This is a genomic window from Halobaculum halobium, assembly GCF_030127145.1.
In the GTDB taxonomy this organism is placed as follows: Archaea; Halobacteriota; Halobacteria; order Halobacteriales; family Haloferacaceae; genus Halobaculum; species Halobaculum halobium.
Genome location: NZ_CP126158.1, coordinates 2099695 through 2120634 on the forward strand (window position 1 = coordinate 2099695; position 20940 = coordinate 2120634).

Here is a 20940-nt window from a genome sequence, read left to right on the forward strand (position 1 = left end):
CCTACTCCTCAGTTTCGAAGAATCCGCACGTCCAGACAGACGTTGAGCTCGTGTGGCGCGTACGACCGCACTTCTCGCCTCGTCAGCACCTCCACCTCGTAGCCCGCGGGCTCGGCGATTTCCCGAATCGCGCGCTCGCTGGGTCCGAACGGGTCGTCCTCGTGGGCCATGTCGTACAGGTGGAGCACGCAGTCGTCGCCCGCGAGCCGAACCGCGGTGTCGAGGAACTCGTCGGCGCTGTGCGGGAGGTTCATCACGACCCGGTCGGCCCAGCCGTCGTAGTCGGCGGTCGTCTCGCGAACGTCGCCCTCCAGCGCGGTGACGCGATCGGCGACGCCGTTGCGCTCGGCGTTCGCTCGGAGGTAGTCGATCGCGGCGGGGTTCACGTCGCAGGCGAGCACCTCGGCGCCGCGGGCGGCCATCGGCACCGCGAAGGGACCCACGCCCGCGAACATGTCGACGACGCGCTCGCCCGACTCCACCTGCTCGACGACGCGGTGGCGCTCGGTGGCGAGCCGGGGCGAGAAGTACACCTCGGCGACGTCGAGGGCGAACTCGTGGCCGTACTCGCGGTGGACCGTCTCGGTGTGCTCCCCGTACAGCACGTCCCACTCGCGGACGCGGAACTCGCCGGCGACCTTCGAGGCGCGGTTCACGACCGTCTCGCAGGGAACGTCCGACTCGACGATCGCGTCGGCGATCGCCCGTGCGCGTTCGGCGTCGTCCTCGTCGAGGATGACGATGTCGCCGAGGCGCCCGTAGGAGGGTTCGAATCCGAGGACCTCCGCGGGCGGGGTGGGGCCGTCGCGCTCGGCGGTCTCGCGCTCGACGACCGCGTAGCCGGCGTCGCGGGCGACGGCGGCGTCGACGACGGGGAGGAAGATGTCGCCGTCGTCGACCGCGATCTCGCGGTCGCCGTCGAGCAGGTCGCGCTCGGCGAGCGCCTGTCTCGTTCCCTCGCCCTCGCTGACGGGGACGCGGACGCACGGCGTGGTCATACCCGCCCTCGCCCGCCCGCGCGAAAAGGGCTACCGGTCCGCGCTCGGAGGCGCCTCACCGCTCGGATCCAGCTTGTGCTCCACCTCACCCGCGAACAGCGCCGACACCTCGAGGCCGCCGACGAGCGACGCGGCCGCCTCGTACGGGTCTCCCGCGTCCCCGGCGACCGCTGGACGCCCGCGCCCCGCGTGCGCGAAGACGGCGTCGACGAACGCCTCCCGCACGGTGTCGGTCGCGAACACGTCGTGGAGGTACGTGCCGACGACGTCGCCGACGGCGGCGCTCCCCGGTTCCAGCGGGGTCTCGACGGCCGCGGACTCGAGCGGCGCTGTCCGCCCCATGTGGATCTCGTACCCGGATACGGTCCCGGTCACGCCCGCGAGCGGGCCCGCACCGTCGACTGTGACGGTCGTCTGGCGCACGCGCTTGTCCTCGCTGAAGCGCGTCTCGACGGGGAGGAGGCCCACCCCTTGGACCACGTCCGCGTCGCCGGTGCCCTCCACGGCGGCGTTCGTGATCCGCTCGCCGAGCAGCTGGTAGCCGCCGCAGATCCCGATTATGGGGCCGTCGAACGTCCGAATCTCCTCGTCGAACCCCGCATCCCGAAGCGCCAGCAGGTCGTCGACGGTGTTCTTCGTGCCCGGGAGCACCACCGCGTCCGCGCAAGTGTCCGCGCCGACCTCCGCGTCCGCGCCAGCGAGGCCGGCGTCGAGGGGGACGTACGCCACCCGGACGCCGGGTGTGCGCGCGAGCGGGTCGAGATCCGAGAAGTTCGACACGCGCGGGAGCCGGGGCACCGCGACAGTCACCGCGGCCGCGTCCGCGACGCCGTCGTCGTCGCCGACGACCGCACGCGAGTCCCGGTCAGGGAGGGCGACGCTGTCCTCCTCGGGCAGCCCCGGGTCGTCGTACGGGAGCACCGCGGAGACGGGCACGCCGGTCCGCGATTCCAACTCCTCGATCCCCGGGTCGAGGAGGGAGGCGTCGCCGCGGAACTTCGTGATCACCGTGCCGGCGACGCGTTCCCGGAGGTCGTCGGGCATGAGCTCCAGCGTCCCGTAGAGGCTGGCGAACACGCCGCCGCGCTCGATGTCGCCCAGCAGGAGGATCGACGCGTCCGCGAACCGTGCGGTCTCGACGTTCGCCAGATCGCGGTCGTGGAGGTTGATCTCCGCGATCGAACCGGCGCCCTCGGCGACGATCACGTCGTGTTCGGTCGCGAGCCGCTCGTACGCGTCGCGAGCGGCCGTTCGCGCCCGCTCCCAGTGGTCGTCGTAGTAGGCGCCCGCCTCGTAGTGGCCGACCGCCTCGCCGTCGATCACGAGCTGGCTCTCCCCCTCGCCCCGAGGTTTGAGGAGCACGGGATTCGTGTCCGTCGTCGGCGTGACCCGGGCTGCGCGGGCCTGCACGAACTGCGAGACGCCGATCTCCCCCCACTTGCCCGCGGGCGTGAGCGCGGCGCGGGCGTTGTTGCTCATGTTCTGCGCCTTGAACGGCGCGACCGAGACGCCGGCATCGGCGAGACGGCGGCACAGCCCCGCGACGACTGTGCTCTTGCCGACGTGGCTCGCCGTTCCGGCGACGAGGAGGGTGGCTGCGCCGTCGCCGGTGTGCTGGCCGTCACCGGCCGCCTGCTGGCCGTCATCGGCCACCTCGTCGTCGCCGTCGGCGCTCGTGCGCTCGCCCCCGCCCATCAGTACTCGGTTCCCTTGCGGGCGCGGTGGCCATCGTCGAAGGGGTGTTTCACCTTGCGGACGTTCGTGATCAGGTCGGATACCTCCCGGAGGTAGTCGGGCTCCTCGTGGCCGCCCGTGAGGACGAGTTCGAGCGCGTCGGGTTTCGACTCGACCAGACCGACGAGGTCGTCGGGGTCGACGAGCCCGCGGTTGGCGGCGTACACGACCTCGTCGAGGACGAGCATGTGCGCGCCCGCCTCGGGGTCGCCCTCGAGGTCGAGCGGCGCGGTCAGGTCGGCGTCGGCCCACCCGTCGACTAGTTCGCGGGCGCGCTCGAACCCCGCGGCGGCGCGGGCGGCGTGGTCGTCCTCGTCGGTGCCGTCCGCCATCGCGTGCCAGCCGTAGTGGCCGGAGTTCTCGTAGCTGATCCCCGGGATCGCGGCGATCGCGTTGTACTCGCCGCGCACGTCCTCGACGCTGTCGGCGCCGCCCTTCATGAACTGGAGCAGGTGAACCCGGTAGCCGTGGCCGGCGGCCCGGAACGCCATCCCCAGCGCGGCCGTCGTCTTCCCCTTCCCGTCGCCCCACCACGTCTGCACGAGGCCGAACTCATCGGGCGCGGCGGGCTCGATGTCGCGGGCGGCCGGGGTGACGCCCTTTCCCGGGGTTCGGGCGCGCGGGTCCTCGGCGGCGTCGTCGCTCGGTCGGTCGTCGGTTCGGTGCTCGTCGTCGGTGGCGTTCGTGTCGGTCATGGGTTGCTCCTCGGAACTGGATCGGCAAACGGGTGTGGATCGCAACGCTGGCGCTCGGTCACGGCTCGCCGACCTCCGTCTCGCGGTCGGTGACGACGCCGTATTTCGCGTCGGCGACCGAGTCGGGCAGCGCCACGTCGCCGACGGCGTACCGCGAGTCGAGGCTCGCGCGGACGGCGTCGCGGACGCACGCTCGTGCGGCGCTCCCGACGGGCGTCGCGCTCCCGGAGAAGGCGGCCGGCTCGCCGTCGCGGGCGCTTCCGGCGACCACCGCGTCGGTCGTCGTGCCCGGAAAGCCCGTCGCGGCCAGCAGCGTCGCGGCCTTCGCCTCGGCGGCGACCGCGACGAGGTTGGCGAGCGCGCCGTCGTCGAGCAAGCGGTCGGTCCACACGAGGACGTTCACCGTCCCGCGACCGGGACGATCCGGCGCGTCGACGGCGTTCGACTCGCTCGCCCGGCCGGCGCCGCTCGCGACCGCCTCGGGAGCGTCCATCGGCAGCGCCGCGGGGTTCGACACGCCCGCGGTCGCGACCGCGACGACCGAGCCGGAGCGCGCCACTCGCGCGTGGCGCATGTCGACGCCGGTGAGCAGCGCCGGACCAGTGCGCTCCTCCGCGCCGGTGAACCCGGCGTCCGCGAGCCGCTCCGTCACGTACGCGTCGAGGTCGGTGCGCTCCCATCCCTCGGGGACGGAGACGTTGAACGCCGCCGGCGCGTCGGCGAACCCGCCGGCCCAGCCCGTCGAGAGCCAGCGCGTGTCCGGTCGGCGCAGGCGGAGCACGCCGTCAGCGACGACGGTCTCAACGGTCACGCAGCACCTCCAGCAGGCGGTCGTTCGCCGCGCGCGTTCGGACCGCCACGCGGACGTGGTTGTCGAGCCCGCGGAACGTCGTCGCGTCGCGAACCGCGATCCCGGCCTCGGCGGCGCCGGCGACGACGGCGTCGACGCCGCGGTCGCCCACGTCGAGCAGAACGAACGGGGCATCCGAGGGGTGGACGGCATACCCCGCGTCGGTCAGCCCCTCGCGCATGCGCTCGCGCTCGGCGGCGACGCGCTCGCGGGTCTCGGCGACGAACTCGCCCTGGCGCATGCAGTGGGCACCGGTCGCAAGTGCGGGCGCCCCGAGGTTCCAGGTCCGCCGAGCGTTCGCCAGCGCCTCGCGCCACGCGCCGGTCGCGACGGCGAAACCCGCGCGGATCCCGGGCAGCCCGAACAGCTTCGTCAGCGACCGCGCGACGACGACGCCCGGCTCGCCCGCGAGGGAGGGCCGGTCGGTGAATCCCAGGAACGCCTCGTCGACCAACAGCGGCGTCCCGGCCGCCCGACACCGGGCGGCCAGCGTTCGCAACTTCTCGTCCGGGTAGGCGTTCCCGGTGGGGTTGTTTGGGTTGCAGACGATCACGAGCGCGTGCGCTGCGGGGTCCGCGTCGGCGATCTCCGCCTGCGGGACGAACACCGGCTCGCCGTCCTGGAGGCGGACCTCCCGAGCGTACTCCCCGAAGCTCGGAGACGGAATCGCGACCGAGTCGCCGGGATCGACCGCGAGGTCGATCACGAGTCGGATCGCCGCCAGCCCGCCGGGGGTCGAGATCACCGCTTCGGGGTCACAGCCGACGTACTCGGCGGCCGCCCGGCGGTACTCGGCGGGCGGTTCTCGTGGGTACGTCCCTGCCGCCTCGAAGGCGTCGCGGTACGCTGCCTCGGTCCCCTCGGGGACGTGCGGGTTCGTGTTCGCGCTGAAGTCCAGCACGTCGGGGTCGTCGCTGCTGCCGTGGGGCGTGCGTTGGGTGTCGCGTGCGGTGTCGAAGTTCATGACTGGCTTCCGTGATCGGTGTCGGTCTCGGTTCGCTCGCGCCGCCGCAACAGCGCCTCGGCGACGCGCAGGTCGCGCGGCCGGTTCGTGTTCACGGCGAGGCGCTCGTCGTCGACGACGATCGAACGCTCGTCTCCGTACTCGCTCTCGCCGTCGTCGACGCCGACGACGTTCAGTCCGGTCGGCGCAACCGTCCTGCCGTCCACCATCGTCGTCGTCCCGTCGTCGACGCTGACGCCCACATCGCGCTTCAACTCGACGGGAACGTACACCGACAGCGACGCGTCGCCGGCGGCGTCGATCGCGCGGTCGACGGCTCCGGCCGACAGCAACGGGATGTCCGCGGCGACCGTGAGCACCGGCCGCTCGACCCGCTCCAGCGCGTAGCCCAGGTCGGCCACGTAGCCGTCGCCCGGGGCGTCGAGGATCGAGACGCCGGCAGTCGCGTCGTCGGCGTCGTCGGGGCCTCGCTCCGCTCGCCGCGGAGGTGCTCGCGCGTCGCAGGCGCGTTCGGGGAGACGACCGCGTGGATGCGGTCGACTCGGCTCCCCACGAGCGCCGCGAGCACGCGGTCGATCATGGGTTCCCCGCCGACCGAGACCAGCGGCTTCTCCGTGTCCTCGCCGACTCGCCCGAGGCGGGTGCCGCGCCCGCCGCACATCACGAGAGCGTCCACGCGATCACCCCCACGTGGAGCCCGACGACGCGGGCGACCTCGTTCGTCGCGCCGAGCACGTCGCCGCTGACGCCGCCGAGCCGAGCCCTCGCCCACCACAGCGCAGCTGCGGCGACGACGCCGGCGGCGGCGAGGACGGCGAGGCCGGGCGCGAGCGCGGGCCACCCGACGAACGCGACGGGCGCGGCGACGACACCGACCCCGAGCAGCGAGCGCGGGCCGGACTCGGCGGTCAGCGCGGACCCGAGGCCCTCGTGGGCGGCGTCGCCGAGACACACCAGCGTCGCCGTCGCCGCCTTCGCGGCCACCTCGGCGGCGACCACGAGTCCGACGGCGGCGACGGGGAGGTTAGGGGCGAGCCGCGCGAGATCGACCAGCAGCAGGGCCGCCGCAGCGAGTCCGAGGACGACCACTCCGAGCGCCAGCGCGCCGCCGACGCCGACGGCGCTGTCTTTCAGTACTTCGCGCCGACGCTCGGCGTCGCCGTGGACCACCGCGGCGTCGCCCAGGTCGGCCACCCCGTCGAGGTGGGTGATCCCGGTGACCGTGTACAGCCACGCGACGAACAGCACCGCGACCGTCTCGCTCGGGACGGCGGCGGCGCGGGCGGGGGCGGCGGCGATCGCCGCGATCGGCAGCGCCAGCAGCGCGCCGATCACGTAGCCGGCGGCCGGGATCGCCGCCGGGGTTCGACGGAACGCCTCCCAGTTAGCCTCGCTGTGGCCGACCGGAACGCGCGAGAGGAAGCCCAGCGCGCCGCGCAGGGCCGCGAGCGGGGCCGGAGTCACGCCCCCGCCCCCGCGGCCGTCGCCGCGATCGCTCCGGCGAGCAGGAACGCCAGCGCACCGGCGATCGCGACCGCTCGGACGCCGGCTCGCCCCTCGGCGAGCGAGGGCAACGCGGCGTCGGGGTTCAGCGCGTACGCGCCGGGCTTTTCGAGCCGGACCCCGAGGGCGGCGGCCGCGGTCGCCATCGGCCACCCCGAGTTGGGGGAGGCGGGGACGCGAGCCCACCGCCGGGCGTCGAGGAGCGATCCGGGCGAGCCGGCCGCGACGGCGAGCAACACGGCCGACACGCGGGCGGGCACCCACATAACCGCGTCGTCGAGGCGGGCGCTGGCGGCGCCGACCGACTTGTCCGGGTAGCCGAGCATCGAGTCGAGCGTGTTCACGCCCTTCACCCACGCGGCGGCGGCGACGCCGACCGCGAGCGACGCCTGCGCGCCGACCGCGAACCACAGCAGGGGCGCGACGAGCCCATCCGCGAGGTTCTCTGCGGCGCTCTCGACGCCGGCGCTGCGGATCTCCGCGGGCGACAGCGACGACGTGTCCCGACCGACGAGCGCGATCGCCGACGCCCGTGCCGCCTCGGCGTCGCGTTCGGTCGCCTCGATCACCTCGCTCGCGACGGCGACGAGCATCCGCAGGCTCGTGAGCGAGAACAGCGCGAGGCCGGCGGCGACGCTCCCCGCGAGGGCGCCCACGCTCCCCGTGCCGGCGACGACCCCCACGCGACCGCCGCGAACGCCAGCGGGAGGACGACCGCGACGGCGACGCCGACGGCCCGCGGCCGGGCCCACTCGCGGTCGACGCGACCGACGACGCCCCCGAACAGCGCGATCGGGTGGGCGCGACCGGGCGGCTCCGCGAACGCCGCGTCGAGCGCGGCCGCCAGCCCGACGGCCGCGAGCGCGGTCAGTCCCATCGCTCCGCGACGACCGCGGGGAGCTCCCGAAGCGACGCCGCCGCTGTACCGACCTGAACGAAGTAGCCGCCGGCGGCAGTCACGCCGCCGTCCGTCTCCGCGTCGTCGCCGACGTGGAGCAGGCGGTCGACCGGGACGCCGAGGTCGTCGGCGACCGCCTCGAACGCCCGCGCGTCGGGCTTGCGCCACCCGCGGTCGACGCTCGCGACCACGGCGTCGAACGCGTCCGGATCGAGGGCCGACCGCGCCAGCGTCCGCCCGAGGAGCCCGGAGACGCTGCAGTTCGAGTAGACGCCGACGGGGTACTCCGCCGCGAGCGTCGCGACCGCCTCGGCGGCGCCCGGGCGCGTCTCGACCGGTCGGTCGAACGCCGCGCGAACGGCGGCAGCGGCGTCGTCGACGAACGCCCGCGGCTCGTGCTCGGATGAGCGACTCGCGAGCGCCGCCGAGACGTGGTGGTGCAACGGCCGCTCGACGCCCTCCGCGTACTCCAGGTGCACCTCCGCGTACGCGTCGGCCCAGTCGTCCGGGACGGAGACGCCGCAGTCGCGGAGTTCGGCGGCGACGCCGGCGGCCGGGTCGGCCGGCCGCTCGACGGACACGAGCGTCCCGAACAGGTCGAACGAGACGGCCGCGACGGGAGACGCCTCCTTGCCTGCGCGGGCGTCGGGTCCACCGGTCTCACGTCCGTCGCGACGCGCCATCTCAGATCGCCTCCAGGAACGAGTCGAACGCGCCGCTCTCGGGGTGGACGTGCGCGTACGTGCCGAGCGTGCGGTACTCCGTCAGGCCGTCCATCCCGTCGGCGATACCGTCGCCGCGGACCACCTCGAAGGCGAAGCGGGCGTCGTCGTCGACCTCCGCCGAGGAGTAGTGGAACTCGTGGCCGCGGCGGGTCTCGCCCGCACGGGCGGTGAGCGCGTCGTCGCGGGCGCGGAGCTCGACGTGGTCGAGCGCCTGATAGCGGTCGTGCATCCGCACGTCCGCGGGGAGCACGCCGGCCAGCTCGTGGGTGTCGCCGTCGGCGGTCGTCAGCGTCTCCGAGAGCGCCATCAGTCCGCCGCACTCCCCGAGCACGGAGAGGCCCTCGCTCGCCCGGTCGCCCAGTTCCGCGAGCGCGTCGCTGTCGGCGAGCGCGGGCGCGTGGAGCTCCGGGTAGCCGCCGGGGAGGTAGACGGCGTCGCACTCGGGGAGCGGGTCGCCGCGCGTCGGCGCGAACGTGACCACGTCTGCACCCTCGCGAAGGCGCTCCAGCGTCGCCGGGTAGCGGAACGCGAAGGCGGCGTCGTCGGCGACCGCGACCCGCGTTCCAGCCGGCGATCCCGAGTCGGTCCCGCCTTCGTGGTCCCGTTCGGGCGGCTGTGGCGGTTCGCGCGCGAGGTCGGCCAGCGCCTCGGCGTCGAGGCGCTCGGCTGCGGCGTCGAGCGCGTCCGTCGGGAGCGGCGACTCCGCGCCCATGTGGAGGCCGAGGTGGCGGTCGGGGATCTCCAGATCCGGGTTCGGTGGGATCCGACCGAAGTAGGCTATCCCCTCGGGCAGCGCCTCGCGGATGCCACGCTCGTGGCGACCGCCGTGAGCGCGCTGGGCGATCACACCCGCGACCTCGATGTCGCGGTCGGCGTGGGCGGCGTACTCGCGAAAGCCCAGCGCGGTCGCGGCGACGCTCTCCATGCCGGCCTTCGCGTCGACGACGAGCACGACCGGGAGATCGAGCGCCTCGGCGACCCGGGCCGTGCTGGAGCCGTCGCCGTCGTACAGTCCCATCACGCCCTCAACCACACACAGGTCGCCCTCGCCGCGGTGGTAGTTCCGCCGAACTCCTCCCTCGCCTTGCAGCCAGGTGTCGAGCGTCCGCGAGGGGACCCCGGCGACGGCCTCGTGGTGGCTCGGGTCGATGAAGTCCGGTCCCGCCTTGGCCGGTTGGACCGCGTAGCCGGCGGCGTCGAGCGCCCGGATCGCCGCCAGCGTCGCCACGGTCTTCCCGACGCCGGAGGCGGTGCCGCCGAGGACGAGCCCCCTCACGGACCGCCCTCCGGCGGCTCCGCCGGCTCCACGGCCGGCCCGTCCCCCGCGAGCAGGCGGTCGTACACCTCGACGATCCGCTCGCGGAGGTCGGCCATCGAGGCCGTCGACTCGTCGATCAGCCGGAGCGCGCCGCCCATCGCGACGCCCTCCTTCGCCTCGCCGGCGACGTACGCGTCCATCGCGGGGTGATCGACCGCGTCGAACCCGGGGTCGGTGACCACGAGGTCGACGCCCAGCGAGTCGGCGAGGCCGGCGACCCCGGCGGAGTCGTCGGCGGCGACGAACGACGTCGTCGCGAGCGTCAGCGGCGCGTCCACGCCCGCGTGGCGGACCAGCGCCGCCGCGGCGGCGAGCTGCGTGCCGCCCGCGAGCGTCACTTCGGTTCCGGACTCCACGGCGCCCGCGGTCAGCCCCGCGACCGCCGCAAGCACGGGGTCGCCGACGGCTCCGACCGCCGTCAGGGGGTCGCCCGCGGCGTCACCGGGCGCGAGCCCGCTGGCGTCAAGCCCCTCGTCGACGACCCGCCGCTTCAGGTCGAGAGGATTCTCGGGCAGCGACGACGACACCGCCGGTTCCTCGCCCAGCGCGGTCAACACCCCGAGAGCGGTGGTCGTGCCCCCGGGAATCGTCTCGCCGATCACGACGCGATCGTCCGGGAGTGCGGCCCCGAACTCGCGCGCTCGTTCGTACGTCGCCTCGGCGTCGGGGACCGCGGTCGGCTCGCGGACGTCGGCGCCCGCCCCGGCGCCCACGTCGACCGCGGGTGAGCCCGTCCGCCCGGCGATGCCCGCGTCGACGCCGAGCGTGTCGAAGCCGAGCAGTTCCCGCGCGGCTCGGGTGACGACCGCCGGCGTCGGACAGCCCGTCGGACTCACCGGCACGACCGGCGCGAGCGTCGGCTCGCCGTGGACCAACACGTCCAGGTCCGCGCCGGGGGTGTGACGCATCAGATCCGGGTCGGCGCCGGCCGCGCTGATCCCCGGAATCTTCGCGGTCTCGGTCGTTCCGGCGACGAGGACGAGTCTCACGCTCGCTCCCCGTGCGGAGCCGGCGAGTCCGCCCCGCGGTCGACCGTCGATGACTGCTGCATGCCACTACGAGACGCGGCGGGCGGTATAACAATTATGAGTACATTAGCACAAGTTCGGTTGAATCGCGACGGAACGGGCCCCGCTGTCCACGGGTCTCCCCGGCCGTTCCTCGTCGGTTCTCCGGCGTCGTCGCCGCAGGTTCACTCCGTTCGATCGCCGTCGCCATCGCGCAGCGCCGTCACCATCGGCGACCCGACCGCGGGGTCGTCGTTGACGGCCGTGCGGACGCCGAACGCCGACGCGAGGGCGTCGTCGGAGAGCACCGCTCGCGGCGTGCCGGTCGCTCGCACCTCGCCGCCCGCCAGGAGCACGAGTCGGTCGCACACCCGCGCGGCGAGGTTCAGGTCGTGGATCGCCGCGAGTGCGGCCTTCCCGTCGTCGACGGCCTCCCGGACGAGTTCGAGCGTTCGGACCTGGTGGTTGATGTCGAGGCTGGCGGTCGGCTCGTCGAGCAAGAGCGCGGGCGTCTCGGCGGCCAGCGCCCGGGCGAACAGCACGCGCTGGCGCTCGCCGCCCGACAGCGTCGTCACCGAGCGGTCGGCGAACTCGCGGACCTCGGCGCGGTCCATCGCCCGGCGGATCGCCTCGCGGTCGGCCTCGGTCGTCGTCCCGAACCGAGAGACGTAGGCGGTCCGCCCCATCTCGACGATCGACTCCACGGGGAACTCGAACGCCGTGTTCGTCTCCTGGGGCACGGTCGCGACGCGGCGGGCAACCTCGCGCTGGGACAGCGCCCGCCGGTCGGTGCCGTCGAGTTCGACCGCGCCGCCGTCGATTCCGAGCGTGCCGTTGCAGGCGGCGATCAGCGTCGTCTTGCCGGCGCCGTTGGGGCCGACGAGCCCGACGAGTTCGCCGCGGTCCACGGAGAGGGAGACGCCGTCGAGGACGCGCTCGCCGCCCCGGGAGACGACGAGGTCGCGGACGGCGATCAGCGAGGGACCGTCGTCGCGGTCGCCGGGGCGGTCGGTGTCGCTGTCTCGGTTCGCGGTCCGATCGGCGTCGCCGTCGACTTCCTCGCGCCGCTCGCTCACAGGTCGTACACCTCCCGCGTGCGCAGCAGGTACAGGAAGAAGGGGGCGCCGACGGCCGCCGTCACGATACCGACCGGCAGCTCCGCGACGCCCGAGCGCGCGAACGTGTCGGCGGCGACGAGGAAGCTCCCGCCCGCGAGCGCGCTCGTCGGCAGCAGCACGCGGTGGTCCGGGCCGACGAGCAGGCGGACGCCGTGGGGGACGATGAGGCCGACGAAGCCGATGACGCCGGAGACGGCGACCGCAGCGCCCGTCAACACCGACGAGACGGCAAGCAGGACCCGCTTGCTCCGCTCGGCATCGACGCCGAGGGCGACGGCGTCCGTCTCGCCGAGCAGGAGCACGTTCAGGTCGCGGGCGTACGCGAACAACACGAGCGTCAGCGCGGGGACGACCACGGCGACGACGGCCACCTCCGACCAGCTCGCGCCGCTGAGGTGACCCATCAGCCAGTACGTCACCCGGCGGATCGACTCCCCGGAGTGGAGCAGGAGATACGAGACGACGGCACCTAAGAACGTCTGGACGGCGACGCCCGCGAGCAGCAGCGTCGCCACGGGCGTGCGACCGTCGCGGCTGGCGATGAGGTAGACGCCGAAGCCGGCGACGAGCGCGCCCGAGAAGGCGGCGATCTGGAGCCCCGCGCCGTCGACCAACAGCGGCCGAAGCGGCCCGAGCAGCGCCAGCACGCTGGCGGGGGCGACGATCCACGAGACGGCGCCGACGGCCGCGCCCGAGGAGACGCCGATGATCCCCGGGTCGGCCATCGGGTTGCGGAAGAAGCCCTGCATCACCGTGCCGGCGGTCCCGAGTCCGACGCCGACGAACGCCGCGAGGAGGATCCGCGGGAGCCGGACCCGCATCACGATCGCCTCGTGCGTGCTCGACACCGGAAACGCGAACGGGTGGGCGAACTCCACCCGAAGCGGGAGTCCGGCAGTCAGCGGACCGCCCGCGACGGCGGTGGAAGCCCACTCGACGCTCACCGGGACCGCGACGGCGTTGGCGACGACGGCCACCACGGTGTCGGCGGGGACCGACACCGGACCGATGCCGGCGCTCACCGTCACGACGCCGACGAGGAGCGCGAACAGGGCGGCCGAGTAGCCGGCGGTGCGACGCCAGACGCGTGTCACGAACTCAAGGCTGTTTGCATTAGGTAAATATTTATTGTCTTGTCCGGTGGCCTTGACCGTGACACGACGGACACGGACGCTGTTGATCGCGACGCTGTTGATGGTCGCCGCGGCGGTGCCCGCGGTCGGGGCCGCGGCCGCCGAGCCGTCCGCGCAGGTGGCACCGAACGGCGGACACGACGCTGTCGCCGGCGCACAGCCCGCACTCGGTTCGACCGGTGCGTCGAACGCGCAAACGCAGGCCGACTGCGGCTTCCCCTACACGGCCACGGACGCGACTGGGACCGAGGTGACCCTCGACGAACGCCCCGAACGAGTCACGACACTGAACCCCAGCGCCGCACAGACGATGTGGGAGATCGGCGGCGAGTCGCAGGTCGTCGGCGTGAGCCAGTTCGCGCTGTACCTCGAGGGCGCCGACTCCCGGACGAACGTCTCGGCGGCCGGCTTCGGCGTGAGCGTGGAGAAGGTCGTGGGCACGAACCCCGACCTCGTGCTCGCGCCGAACGCGACCTCCGTCGAGACGGTGCGGACGCTGCGCGATGCGGGCCTGACAGTGTTCCACTTCGAGGAGTCGACGACGGTCGCGGGCGTGCGCGAGAAGACGACGCTCATCGGCCGCCTCACCGGCAACTGTGAGGGCGCCGCCGAGGCGAACGCGTGGATGGACGCGAACGTCGAGGCGGCGACCGAGGCGACCGCCGACGCCGAGGACGTGCGCGTGCTGTACCCGCTGGGCGGCGGCTACATCGCCGGCAGCGAGACGTTCATCTCCGCGATGATCGACACCGCCGGCGGCACGAACGTCGCCGCCGAACGCAACCTGACCGGCTACCCGCAGATCAACGACGAGGTCGTCCTCGAGCTCGCGCCCGAGTACCTCGTCGTCACGGGCTCCTCGTCGTACCTCCTCGGGCAGGAGCCGTACGCGAGCACGCCCGCCGTCGAGAACAACAACACCGTCTCGGTGGACCGCAACTGGATGAACCAGCCCGCGCCGCGCTCGGTCGTGATGGGCGTGCGGACGCTGACCGAAGGGTTCCACCCCGAGGCGGCCGCCGAGGCCGACTTCCAGACGCGTGAGGAGGCGGTCGCCGCGATGGAGACCGAGACGCCGACCGCGACCGAGAGCCAGCCGATCACTGACACGCCGTCGACGACGACGACCGCGGCCGTCGACGACACGCCCGCTGCCACCGAGACCTCCGGCCCCGGCTTCGGCGTCGCGCTCGCGGTGCTTGCGGTGCTCGGGTCCGCGCTGCTGGCGCGTCGCGAACGATAGCTCGGGAACGCCACGCCGCGGGTTCCTGTACCGAGTCGAGCGGTTTTATTTTCTACACGAGAGATCAGTCGCACATGAGCGCGAGCCCCACCGAGCGTCTCCGCGAAAACGCGACGGGCGTCGTCAGCACGCTCGTCACCGGAATCTGGCTGGCGGCCATGTTCACCGGGCAAGACTGGTGGCTCGCGGCGCTGCTGTTCGGCTACATCGTCGTCGTCCCGTTGACGGCGATGCTGTTCGGCGACGAGGACGACATCGAGGAGTGGTGGGACGAGGAAGTCAAGGGGGTCGAGGGGCTCGACGACTCGGACGGGGGGACCGACGGCCGTCCCGAGGAGCCGCCGACCGACCCGGACACGCGCGACGCGCTCGACACCCTCCGCGACCGCTACGCACGTGGGGACCTCACCGACGAGCAGTTCGAACGGAAACTCGACCGCCTGCTGGAGACCGAGTCGCTGGAGGACGCGGAGGATCGCAGGCACCGTGAGCGCGATCGGCGGGGACGCGAACGCGACGCCGACCGCGATCTCGAACGCGACCGGTAGCTGGCTGCCCGCCTCGCCTCGGCGCCGATAGCACCCTTTTTCCGCGCGGGCGCCGCCCCTCCGGTATGGTCGAGAACGTCCTCTACCCCGCGTACTTCGACGCCGCCCTGACCCGGGCCGAGGGGCGTCGCGTCCCCGAGGACCTCGCGGTGTCGGAGCCGACGGTCGACGAGATCGCACAGGCCGTCCAGCAAGTCGGGTACGACGCCAAGATCGAACGCGACAAGACGTACAGCCGGGAGTACGAGCCTCGCGGGCGCGTGGTCGTCACGGGCACCGAGGAGACCGCGAAGAACGACCTCGTGCAGGCGGTGGGCGCCTACCTCGGGGTCATCCGCGGGGACTGACGCGCCGCCGTGGTGGTTCGATGAAGCGCGTCGGCGAGGTGGTCCGGACCGCTCAGGGGCTCGCGGTCGTCCGCGTTCCCGAGGGCACCGAGCCGGCCCGCGTCGGCAGCGAGGTCGTCGACGAGTCGCTCTCGGCGGTCGGCCGCGTCGTCGACGTGTTCGGCCCGGTCGAGCGCCCGTACGTCGCGGTGTCGCCGACGGACCGCTCGCGATTGACGGCGCTGCTCGGCGCCAAGCTGTACGCGCGGTAGGCGGCGTCGGTCGACGGCCGCCCGCCCCGGCCTTCCCCCGCGCCCGTCCCGTCAGGCTTTACCTGCGGCGTCGCAAATCCCGGTTCAACGATGGCACGAGCAGCCGAACGGGCCGAGTTGGTGCCCGTCATCGGGCTGGAGGTCCACGTCCAGCTCGAGACGGACACCAAGATCTTCTGCGGGTGTTCCACCGACCCCGCCGAGGAGGAGGAGCCCAACACGCGCGTCTGTCCCACCTGTCTCGGGCTCCCGGGAGCCCTCCCGGTACTCAACGAGGCGGCCGTCGAGGCGGCCGTCAAGGTGGGCAAGGCGCTCGACGCCGACATCCCCGAGGAGACCCGGTTTCACCGGAAGAACTACTACTACCCCGACCTCCCCAAGAACTTCCAGATCACCCAGTACGACGCGCCGCTGTGTGCCGACGGGGAACTGGAGTTCTCCCACGAAGGCACGCGCCGCACCGTGAACGTCCGCCGCGCCCACCTGGAGGAGGACCCCGGGAGCCTGCGCCACGTCCGAGAGGGCCCCGCCGATCTCGACGTGCGCACCACGTCGGTCGACCGCGCCGACTACTCGCTGGTCGATTACAACCGCGCGGGCACGCCGCTGATGGAGGTCGTCACCGAACCGGACTTCCGCGATCCCAAGGAGGTACGGGCCTTCCTGGAGAAGCTCGAGGAGGTGCTGGAGTACCTCGGCGTGTTCGACGCCGGCCGCGACGGCAGCCTCCGCATCGACGCGAACCTCTCGATGGTCGAGGCGGGCGAGGTCGACGACGACGGCCGCATCGACGAGGACGTGCTCGACTCCGCCAACCGCACCGAGGTCAAGAACATCTCCAGCCACAAGGGCGCCGAGCAGGCACTCGCGTACGAGCGAAACCGACAGGAGAACCAACTCAAGCGCGGGAAGGCCGTCGAACAGGAGACGCGCCACTTCAACGAGACACACGGCAACACCGTCTCGATGCGCTCGAAGGAGGAGGAGAAGGACTACCGCTACTTCCGGGAGGCCGACCTCCCCGCGCTGCAGGTGTCCGACTGGAAGGAGCGGATCGCCATCCCGGAGCTCCCGGACGCCCGCCGCGAGCGCTTCCGCGAGGAGTACGGGCTCGACCAGGAGGCTGCCTCGAAGCTCACGTCCCGCAAGGCCGTCGCCGACTTCTACGAGGAGGTCGCCGAGGAGTTCGACCCGGACCTCGCGGCGGCGTGGGTCGCCGACACCCTGCTGGGCGAACTGAACTACCGCGACATGGCCGTCGAGGACGTGACCGATCGCCTCGACGAGTTCACCCGGCTGATCGAACTTGTCGCCACGGAGGAAGTGACGACGAAGAACGCCGAGGAGGTCGTTCTCCGCGCGATGCTCGACGAGGGGCTCGGCCCCGACGAGGTCATCGAGCGCGAGGATCTCGGCACCGCCGGCGACGACGAGGTCGCCGCCGCCGTCGAGGAAGCGATCGACGAGAACCCCGACGCAGTCGACGACTACCGCGCCGGCGAGGGCGGCGCGATCAACTTCCTCGTCGGACAGGTGATGCAGAAGACCGGCGGCTCGGCGGCGCCCGACGACGTGAACGCGATGCTGCGCGATCGGCTGGACGAGTAGTCGCCCACACGATCCACGCGTCGCGTCCGCCCCGTCTTCTCCGCTTCAGTTCACATCCCGCCATCTCCTGAGTCGCGGGTCGTCATAACGATCCCGCTGAACAGCATCAGCGCCGCGAGCGCGACCATGCCGAGGTCCCAGCCCATGCCGGCGGTCGCAGTCGATCCCATGCCGCCCATGGTCCCCATCCCGCCGCTCGTGCCGCCGGTCATCCCCATCGAGCCAGTCATCCCGGTCGCTCCGAGCGCCTGGAGCAGCAACATCACCAGCGAGTAGGCGATCATCAGCGGCCCGCTCGCGCTCCCGAGTCTGTCTGCCGCGGGAGTCAACAACACTACGCCGTGGACCACGACGACGACGCCGATGGCGAGCATTACCCACCCAGCGGCGCCGATTCCGGTCGACCCCATCGTTCCGGTCGACCCCATCATGCCGCCACCGACGCTCGCCGCCACCAGCGAGTACACGCCGGAGGTGATCGCGATCGCCGCGCCGTACAGCCGGGTCGTCGAGCCGTCCATGCCGTGGAGTTCGGGCGCCGCCCGCTTGGATACTCCGGCCGCGGCGACGGGGCCTCTGTCAGTCGTCGGTCGCGGGGTCGCCCTCGCCGTCGTCGGCGGGCGGGGCGGCGCTCGGCGCCGAATCGCGGTTGGCGTTCGCCGGTCCGCCGCCCCGGTCGCCGCCCTGTTCGTCCTCCTCGCGCTCGACCACGCCCTCGGTCCACGTGCCGCGGAGGAACCACAGCGCCCCGACCACCAGCGATCCGACCGCGCCGAACGTCCACGCCCACCAGAGCCCGTCGGGGCCCAATCCAAGCCCCGACACCGGGCCGATCCCCGGGACGACGACGGTAAACGAGTACGCCAGCACGACGGCCGCGGGGATTCGCAGGCCCCACCGCGACAACAGCGACAGCCCCATCGCCGTGCGGGTGTCGCCGGCGCCGCGGAACGCCCCTTGCAGCACCATCAGCCCGCCGAACGCTGCCCACGCGGGCGCGGTGATCCGCAGGAAGGAGACGCCCTCCTCCACGACGGCGGCGTCGTTCACGAACACCCGGATCGCCATCGCGGGGACGAACCAGACGACGGCGCCCGCGAGCGCCAGCACCGCCATCGTGCCGCCGGTACCGGTCCAGGCGACTCGGCTCGCGCGGTCGGGCGTGTCGGCGCCGAGGTTCTGGCCGACGCCGGTCGCCGTCGCCTGTCCGACCGCGCCGGCGACGGTCCAGGAGACGGACATCAGCCGGACGCCGACGCCGTAGGCGGCGGTCGCGGCCGGGCCGAACCGCGCGACCAGCGCGGCCATCGCCACCGCGGCGAACGAGCGGGCCCAACCGTCGAGGGTGCCCGGATACCCCACGTCGACGAGTTTACGCAGCAGCGCGGGGTTCGGGCGGAGGTCGCCGACGTGGAGCTGGATCCCCCAGTCGCCCTTCACGAGCACGTAGATTCCCGCGACGGCGGCGAGCGCCCGCGCGATGAACGTCGCGATCGCGGCGCCCTGGGTCCCCATCGCGGGGATCGGTCCGAACCCGAGGATGAACACGGGGTCGATGACGATGTTGACGCCGGCGGAAGCGGCGACCAGCCACATCGCGGTTTTCGTGTCGCCGGCGCCCTGCAGCGACGCGCGAAACGCGAAAAACAGGAACGTGAGCGGCAGGGTGAGGAAGATCACCTCGATGTACGCCAGCGCCTCCGTGAACACGACTCCCTCCGCGCCGATCCACTGCAGGAGGGGGCGACGAGCCAACAGCCCGACGGCCGCCAGCACGACCGAGACGCCGATCGCTAACAGCGTCGTCTGGCCGACCACCTCGTCGGCGCGGCGGTCCTCGCCGGCGCCGACGTGCTGGGAGACGAGCGCGATGGTCGCGGCGGTCAGCCCCATCGCCGTCGAGACGAACATCCACGAGAGCGGGAACATGAGCGACACGGCGGCGACGGCCTCCGGGCTGACGCGACCGACCCAGAACACGTCCGCGAGGTTGTAGAGCGTCTGGAGGAGGTTGCCGAGCACGAGGGGCCACGCGAGGCTGAACAACCGCGGCGTCACCGCCCCCTCGGTCATGTCGACGCGCGCGTCGGTGTTCGCCATGCGGGTCTCTATCGGTTCGGAGGTTCGCTAGCGCCTAACAGTTGTGGAGGCGGTCGCCGCGGCCGGAACCGGGCGTCCGCCCGGTCCTCCGGCGGGAACTGGCTGTTACGATCCCCGGACGCTGTCGCGACCGACCTGATACAGCGTGAGCGCGCCGAACAGGACCGAAAGCGCCTCGAGCGCGCGTTCGACGCCGGGTTGCTCGGAGTAGCCGTCGTGGATCTCGTCTTCGGAGACGATCACGTAGCCGCCGTCGTGGCGGTAGATACGTTCGCTTCCGAAGAACCGCACCGGCTCGTTCCTGCGGACCGACTCGCCGTCGAGGGCTCGCCGGATCGCCGGCGGTGCGCGGTCGGCGTCCCGCGACACGTCGTCGAGCGCCGTTTCGGGGTCGACGCGGTCGAGGCCGAACACGAACGACCCGTTCGCCTCGTCGTAGTCGATCGTCCGCTCGTACACCGGGCCGGCGATCCCGAAGACGACGTAGTCGGCTCCCGCGACCTGCGGCGCGCCGTTGTACCCGCCGAGTCCGGGGTAATCGACGCTGACAGTCCCGTTTTGCAGGCGCGATTCGAGGTAGCACCCCCGGTCGTGGTCGAGGAGAGACGACCGCGAGAAACACGCGATCCGGTCGGTCGGGCCGCGCCAATACCCGCGCTCGGTCACCGCGATCTCGCCGCCGTCGACGGTGATGTCGACGGTTCTGTACTCGTAGTCGGGCCCCGTCAGATCCAGTGGCGGCCCCCACAGCGGTGCCGTCACGAGGAGGAGGGCCAGCGCGAGGCGGGCGCGCGAGCGGGCGTCCATGAGGTGGCTCGTCCCGGGTTCGGCATGAACGGGACGGTCGGCCGAGGCCTCGCGTCGGCCGCGTCACTCGGCGTCGTCGCCGCGGACCTCGCCCGTCCGGCCCCGATCCGACCGCGGAGCGGCGAGGCGAGCACGGAGCGTCGTCGCCGCGACCACCGCGACGTACCCCGCGATGGCGACGAGCACGATCGTCCCGCCGGCGGCCACGTCGTACCAGTACGACAGCGAGACGCCCGCAAGCGTTGCGACGAACCCGGCGCCGACGCTCGCCGCGATCGCCCGCCTGAATCCCGTCACGGGCGCCGCGGTGGCGACGGGAATCACGAGCATGGCGGCGACGAGGATCACGCCCATGATCTGCATCGCGCCGACCACGACGACCGCGGTCAACACCGCGAGCAGGCGGTTGTATCGCGTCACGTCGATCCCGGCGGCGCGAGCACCGACCTCGTCGAAGGTGACGTACACGAGCGGCCGGTACGCCGCTCCGACGGCGAGGCCAACGACGACGGTCATCGCCAGCAGGATACCGGCGTTCGCCCGCGAGACGGTCGCCAGCGACCCGAACAGGTAGGCGTTGATCCCGACGGCGATGCCACCGTCGGCGGCGGTGATGAGGACGCTCCCGACCGCGAACGACCCGGTGAGCACGATTGCGAGCGAGGTGTCCCGATAGGCGCCGGCGTAGTCGACGAGCGTCTGCACGACCAGCGCGGCGAGGGCGGCGACGACCAGCGCGGTCGCCAGCGGCGGCACCGAGACCGCAAAGACCGCGTTGGCGAACAGGCCCGCGGCGACGCCGGCGAAGGCGGCGTGCGCGAGCGTGTCGCCGATCATCGCCATCTCGCGGTGCACGAGGAAACTCCCGACGAGCGGGCCGACGATCGCGACGCACACCGCCGCGAGGTACGCCCGCTGCATGAACGGCGAGGCGAGTATGTCGACGCCCGTCGCACCCGCGAGAACGTCGAGGAGGCCGCCCCACAGGTCGTCGAGCACGAACCCGAGCGCCTGATCGCCCGCGCTCGCCAGCGGGACAGCGCTGTCGCCGGCGACGGTGAGCGAATCGCTCCGGATGACGTCTCCCTGCATG

Annotated in this window: 21 protein-coding genes and 2 pseudogenes; 5 read left to right on the plus strand and 18 right to left on the minus strand. The window is 72.8% G+C overall.

What is annotated here, in order from left to right:
- Window positions 1-8 precede the first annotated feature (8 nt).
- The 14 genes and pseudogenes from P0Y41_RS10865 to btuC form a co-directional block, all read right to left on the minus strand.
- Complete coding sequence (locus P0Y41_RS10865; protein ID WP_284061362.1) at window positions 9-998, minus strand: class I SAM-dependent methyltransferase; 990 nt, start codon at window positions 996-998, stop codon at window positions 9-11.
- 30 nt (window positions 999-1028) lie between these two features.
- On the minus strand, window positions 1029-2693 hold the full coding sequence (locus tag P0Y41_RS10870; RefSeq protein ID WP_284061363.1) for a cobyric acid synthase: 1665 nt from the start codon (window positions 2691-2693) through the stop codon (window positions 1029-1031).
- On the minus strand, window positions 2693-3427 hold the full coding sequence (locus P0Y41_RS10875) for a cob(I)yrinic acid a,c-diamide adenosyltransferase (protein WP_284061364.1): 735 nt from the start codon (window positions 3425-3427) through the stop codon (window positions 2693-2695). Before P0Y41_RS10875 ends, P0Y41_RS10870 begins: the two co-directional genes overlap by 1 nt.
- Window positions 3428-3485: 58 nt before the next feature.
- The gene (locus P0Y41_RS10880; protein WP_284061365.1) at window positions 3486-4238 is read right to left on the minus strand and encodes an adenosylcobinamide amidohydrolase; all 753 of its coding nucleotides are present in this window, start codon (window positions 4236-4238) and stop codon (window positions 3486-3488) included.
- The gene (gene cobD, locus P0Y41_RS10885; protein WP_284061366.1) at window positions 4228-5241 is read right to left on the minus strand and encodes a threonine-phosphate decarboxylase CobD; all 1014 of its coding nucleotides are present in this window, start codon (window positions 5239-5241) and stop codon (window positions 4228-4230) included. Before cobD ends, P0Y41_RS10880 begins: the two co-directional genes overlap by 11 nt.
- On the minus strand, window positions 5238-5642 hold the full coding sequence (locus P0Y41_RS17840; RefSeq protein WP_321170866.1) for a hypothetical protein: 405 nt from the start codon (window positions 5640-5642) through the stop codon (window positions 5238-5240). Before P0Y41_RS17840 ends, cobD begins: the two co-directional genes overlap by 4 nt.
- Window positions 5643-5779: 137 nt before the next feature.
- Window positions 5780-5902, minus strand: a pseudogene (locus P0Y41_RS17845) (NTP transferase domain-containing protein); the annotation flags it as partial.
- On the minus strand, window positions 5902-6705 hold the full coding sequence (cobS, locus tag P0Y41_RS10895) for an adenosylcobinamide-GDP ribazoletransferase (RefSeq protein WP_284061367.1): 804 nt from the start codon (window positions 6703-6705) through the stop codon (window positions 5902-5904). The gene cobS and the pseudogene P0Y41_RS17845, both read right to left, overlap by 1 nt.
- Window positions 6702-7621, minus strand: a pseudogene (locus P0Y41_RS10900) (CobD/CbiB family cobalamin biosynthesis protein). Before P0Y41_RS10900 ends, cobS begins: the two are co-directional and overlap by 4 nt.
- Window positions 7612-8325: an HAD family hydrolase gene (locus P0Y41_RS10905; protein WP_284061368.1), complete on the minus strand. Its 714-nt coding sequence runs from the start codon at window positions 8323-8325 to the stop codon at window positions 7612-7614. The pseudogene P0Y41_RS10900 and the gene P0Y41_RS10905 overlap by 10 nt, the downstream one beginning before the upstream one ends.
- Before the next feature lies 1 nt (window position 8326).
- Window positions 8327-9643, minus strand: a complete 1317-nt coding sequence (locus P0Y41_RS10910; RefSeq protein WP_284061369.1) for a cobyrinic acid a,c-diamide synthase — start codon at window positions 9641-9643, stop codon at window positions 8327-8329.
- Window positions 9640-10674: a nicotinate mononucleotide-dependent phosphoribosyltransferase CobT gene (gene cobT, locus P0Y41_RS10915; protein ID WP_284061370.1), complete on the minus strand. Its 1035-nt coding sequence runs from the start codon at window positions 10672-10674 to the stop codon at window positions 9640-9642. Before cobT ends, P0Y41_RS10910 begins: the two co-directional genes overlap by 4 nt.
- Window positions 10675-10877: 203 nt before the next feature.
- Complete coding sequence (locus P0Y41_RS10920; RefSeq protein WP_321170847.1) at window positions 10878-11768, minus strand: ABC transporter ATP-binding protein; 891 nt, start codon at window positions 11766-11768, stop codon at window positions 10878-10880.
- On the minus strand, window positions 11765-12904 hold the full coding sequence (gene btuC, locus P0Y41_RS10925) for a vitamin B12 ABC transporter permease BtuC (RefSeq protein WP_284061371.1): 1140 nt from the start codon (window positions 12902-12904) through the stop codon (window positions 11765-11767). The genes P0Y41_RS10920 and btuC overlap by 4 nt, the downstream gene beginning before the upstream one ends.
- A 58-nt stretch (window positions 12905-12962) precedes the next feature.
- Between btuC and P0Y41_RS10930 the strand changes: the two genes are divergently transcribed.
- The 5 genes from P0Y41_RS10930 to gatB all read left to right on the plus strand — a co-directional run bounded on the left by P0Y41_RS10930 (window position 12963) and on the right by gatB (window position 16940).
- Window positions 12963-14186 carry a PGF-CTERM-anchored ABC transporter substrate-binding protein gene (locus tag P0Y41_RS10930; protein ID WP_284061372.1) on the plus strand — a complete coding sequence of 408 codons (1224 nt, stop codon included), beginning with the start codon at window positions 12963-12965 and terminating at the stop codon, window positions 14184-14186.
- 74 nt (window positions 14187-14260) lie between these two features.
- The gene (locus tag P0Y41_RS10935) at window positions 14261-14734 is read left to right on the plus strand and encodes an SHOCT domain-containing protein (protein ID WP_284061373.1); all 474 of its coding nucleotides are present in this window, start codon (window positions 14261-14263) and stop codon (window positions 14732-14734) included.
- 65 nt (window positions 14735-14799) lie between these two features.
- Window positions 14800-15081: a signal recognition particle subunit SRP19 gene (gene srp19, locus P0Y41_RS10940; RefSeq protein WP_284061374.1), complete on the plus strand. Its 282-nt coding sequence runs from the start codon at window positions 14800-14802 to the stop codon at window positions 15079-15081.
- 20 nt (window positions 15082-15101) lie between these two features.
- Window positions 15102-15332, plus strand: a complete 231-nt coding sequence (locus tag P0Y41_RS10945; protein ID WP_284061375.1) for an H/ACA ribonucleoprotein complex subunit GAR1 — start codon at window positions 15102-15104, stop codon at window positions 15330-15332.
- Between the two features lie 90 nt (window positions 15333-15422).
- A complete protein-coding gene (gene gatB, locus P0Y41_RS10950) occupies window positions 15423-16940 on the plus strand; it encodes an Asp-tRNA(Asn)/Glu-tRNA(Gln) amidotransferase subunit GatB (protein WP_284061376.1) in 1518 nt (505 codons plus the stop codon).
- A gap of 50 nt (window positions 16941-16990) precedes the next feature.
- Here the strand turns inward: gatB and P0Y41_RS10955 are convergent, their stop codons facing one another.
- The 4 genes from P0Y41_RS10955 to P0Y41_RS10970 all read right to left on the minus strand — a co-directional run bounded on the left by P0Y41_RS10955 (window position 16991) and on the right by P0Y41_RS10970 (window position 20939).
- The gene (locus tag P0Y41_RS10955; RefSeq protein WP_284061377.1) at window positions 16991-17461 is read right to left on the minus strand and encodes a hypothetical protein; all 471 of its coding nucleotides are present in this window, start codon (window positions 17459-17461) and stop codon (window positions 16991-16993) included.
- A gap of 58 nt (window positions 17462-17519) precedes the next feature.
- Window positions 17520-19040 carry an MATE family efflux transporter gene (locus tag P0Y41_RS10960; RefSeq protein ID WP_303657492.1) on the minus strand — a complete coding sequence of 507 codons (1521 nt, stop codon included), beginning with the start codon at window positions 19038-19040 and terminating at the stop codon, window positions 17520-17522.
- Between the two features lie 105 nt (window positions 19041-19145).
- Window positions 19146-19847, minus strand: a complete 702-nt coding sequence (locus P0Y41_RS10965; RefSeq protein ID WP_284061378.1) for a DUF8127 domain-containing protein — start codon at window positions 19845-19847, stop codon at window positions 19146-19148.
- Window positions 19848-19910: 63 nt separating this feature from the next.
- Window positions 19911-20939, minus strand: a complete 1029-nt coding sequence (locus P0Y41_RS10970; RefSeq protein ID WP_284061379.1) for a metal ABC transporter permease — start codon at window positions 20937-20939, stop codon at window positions 19911-19913.
- Window position 20940 lies beyond the last annotated feature (1 nt).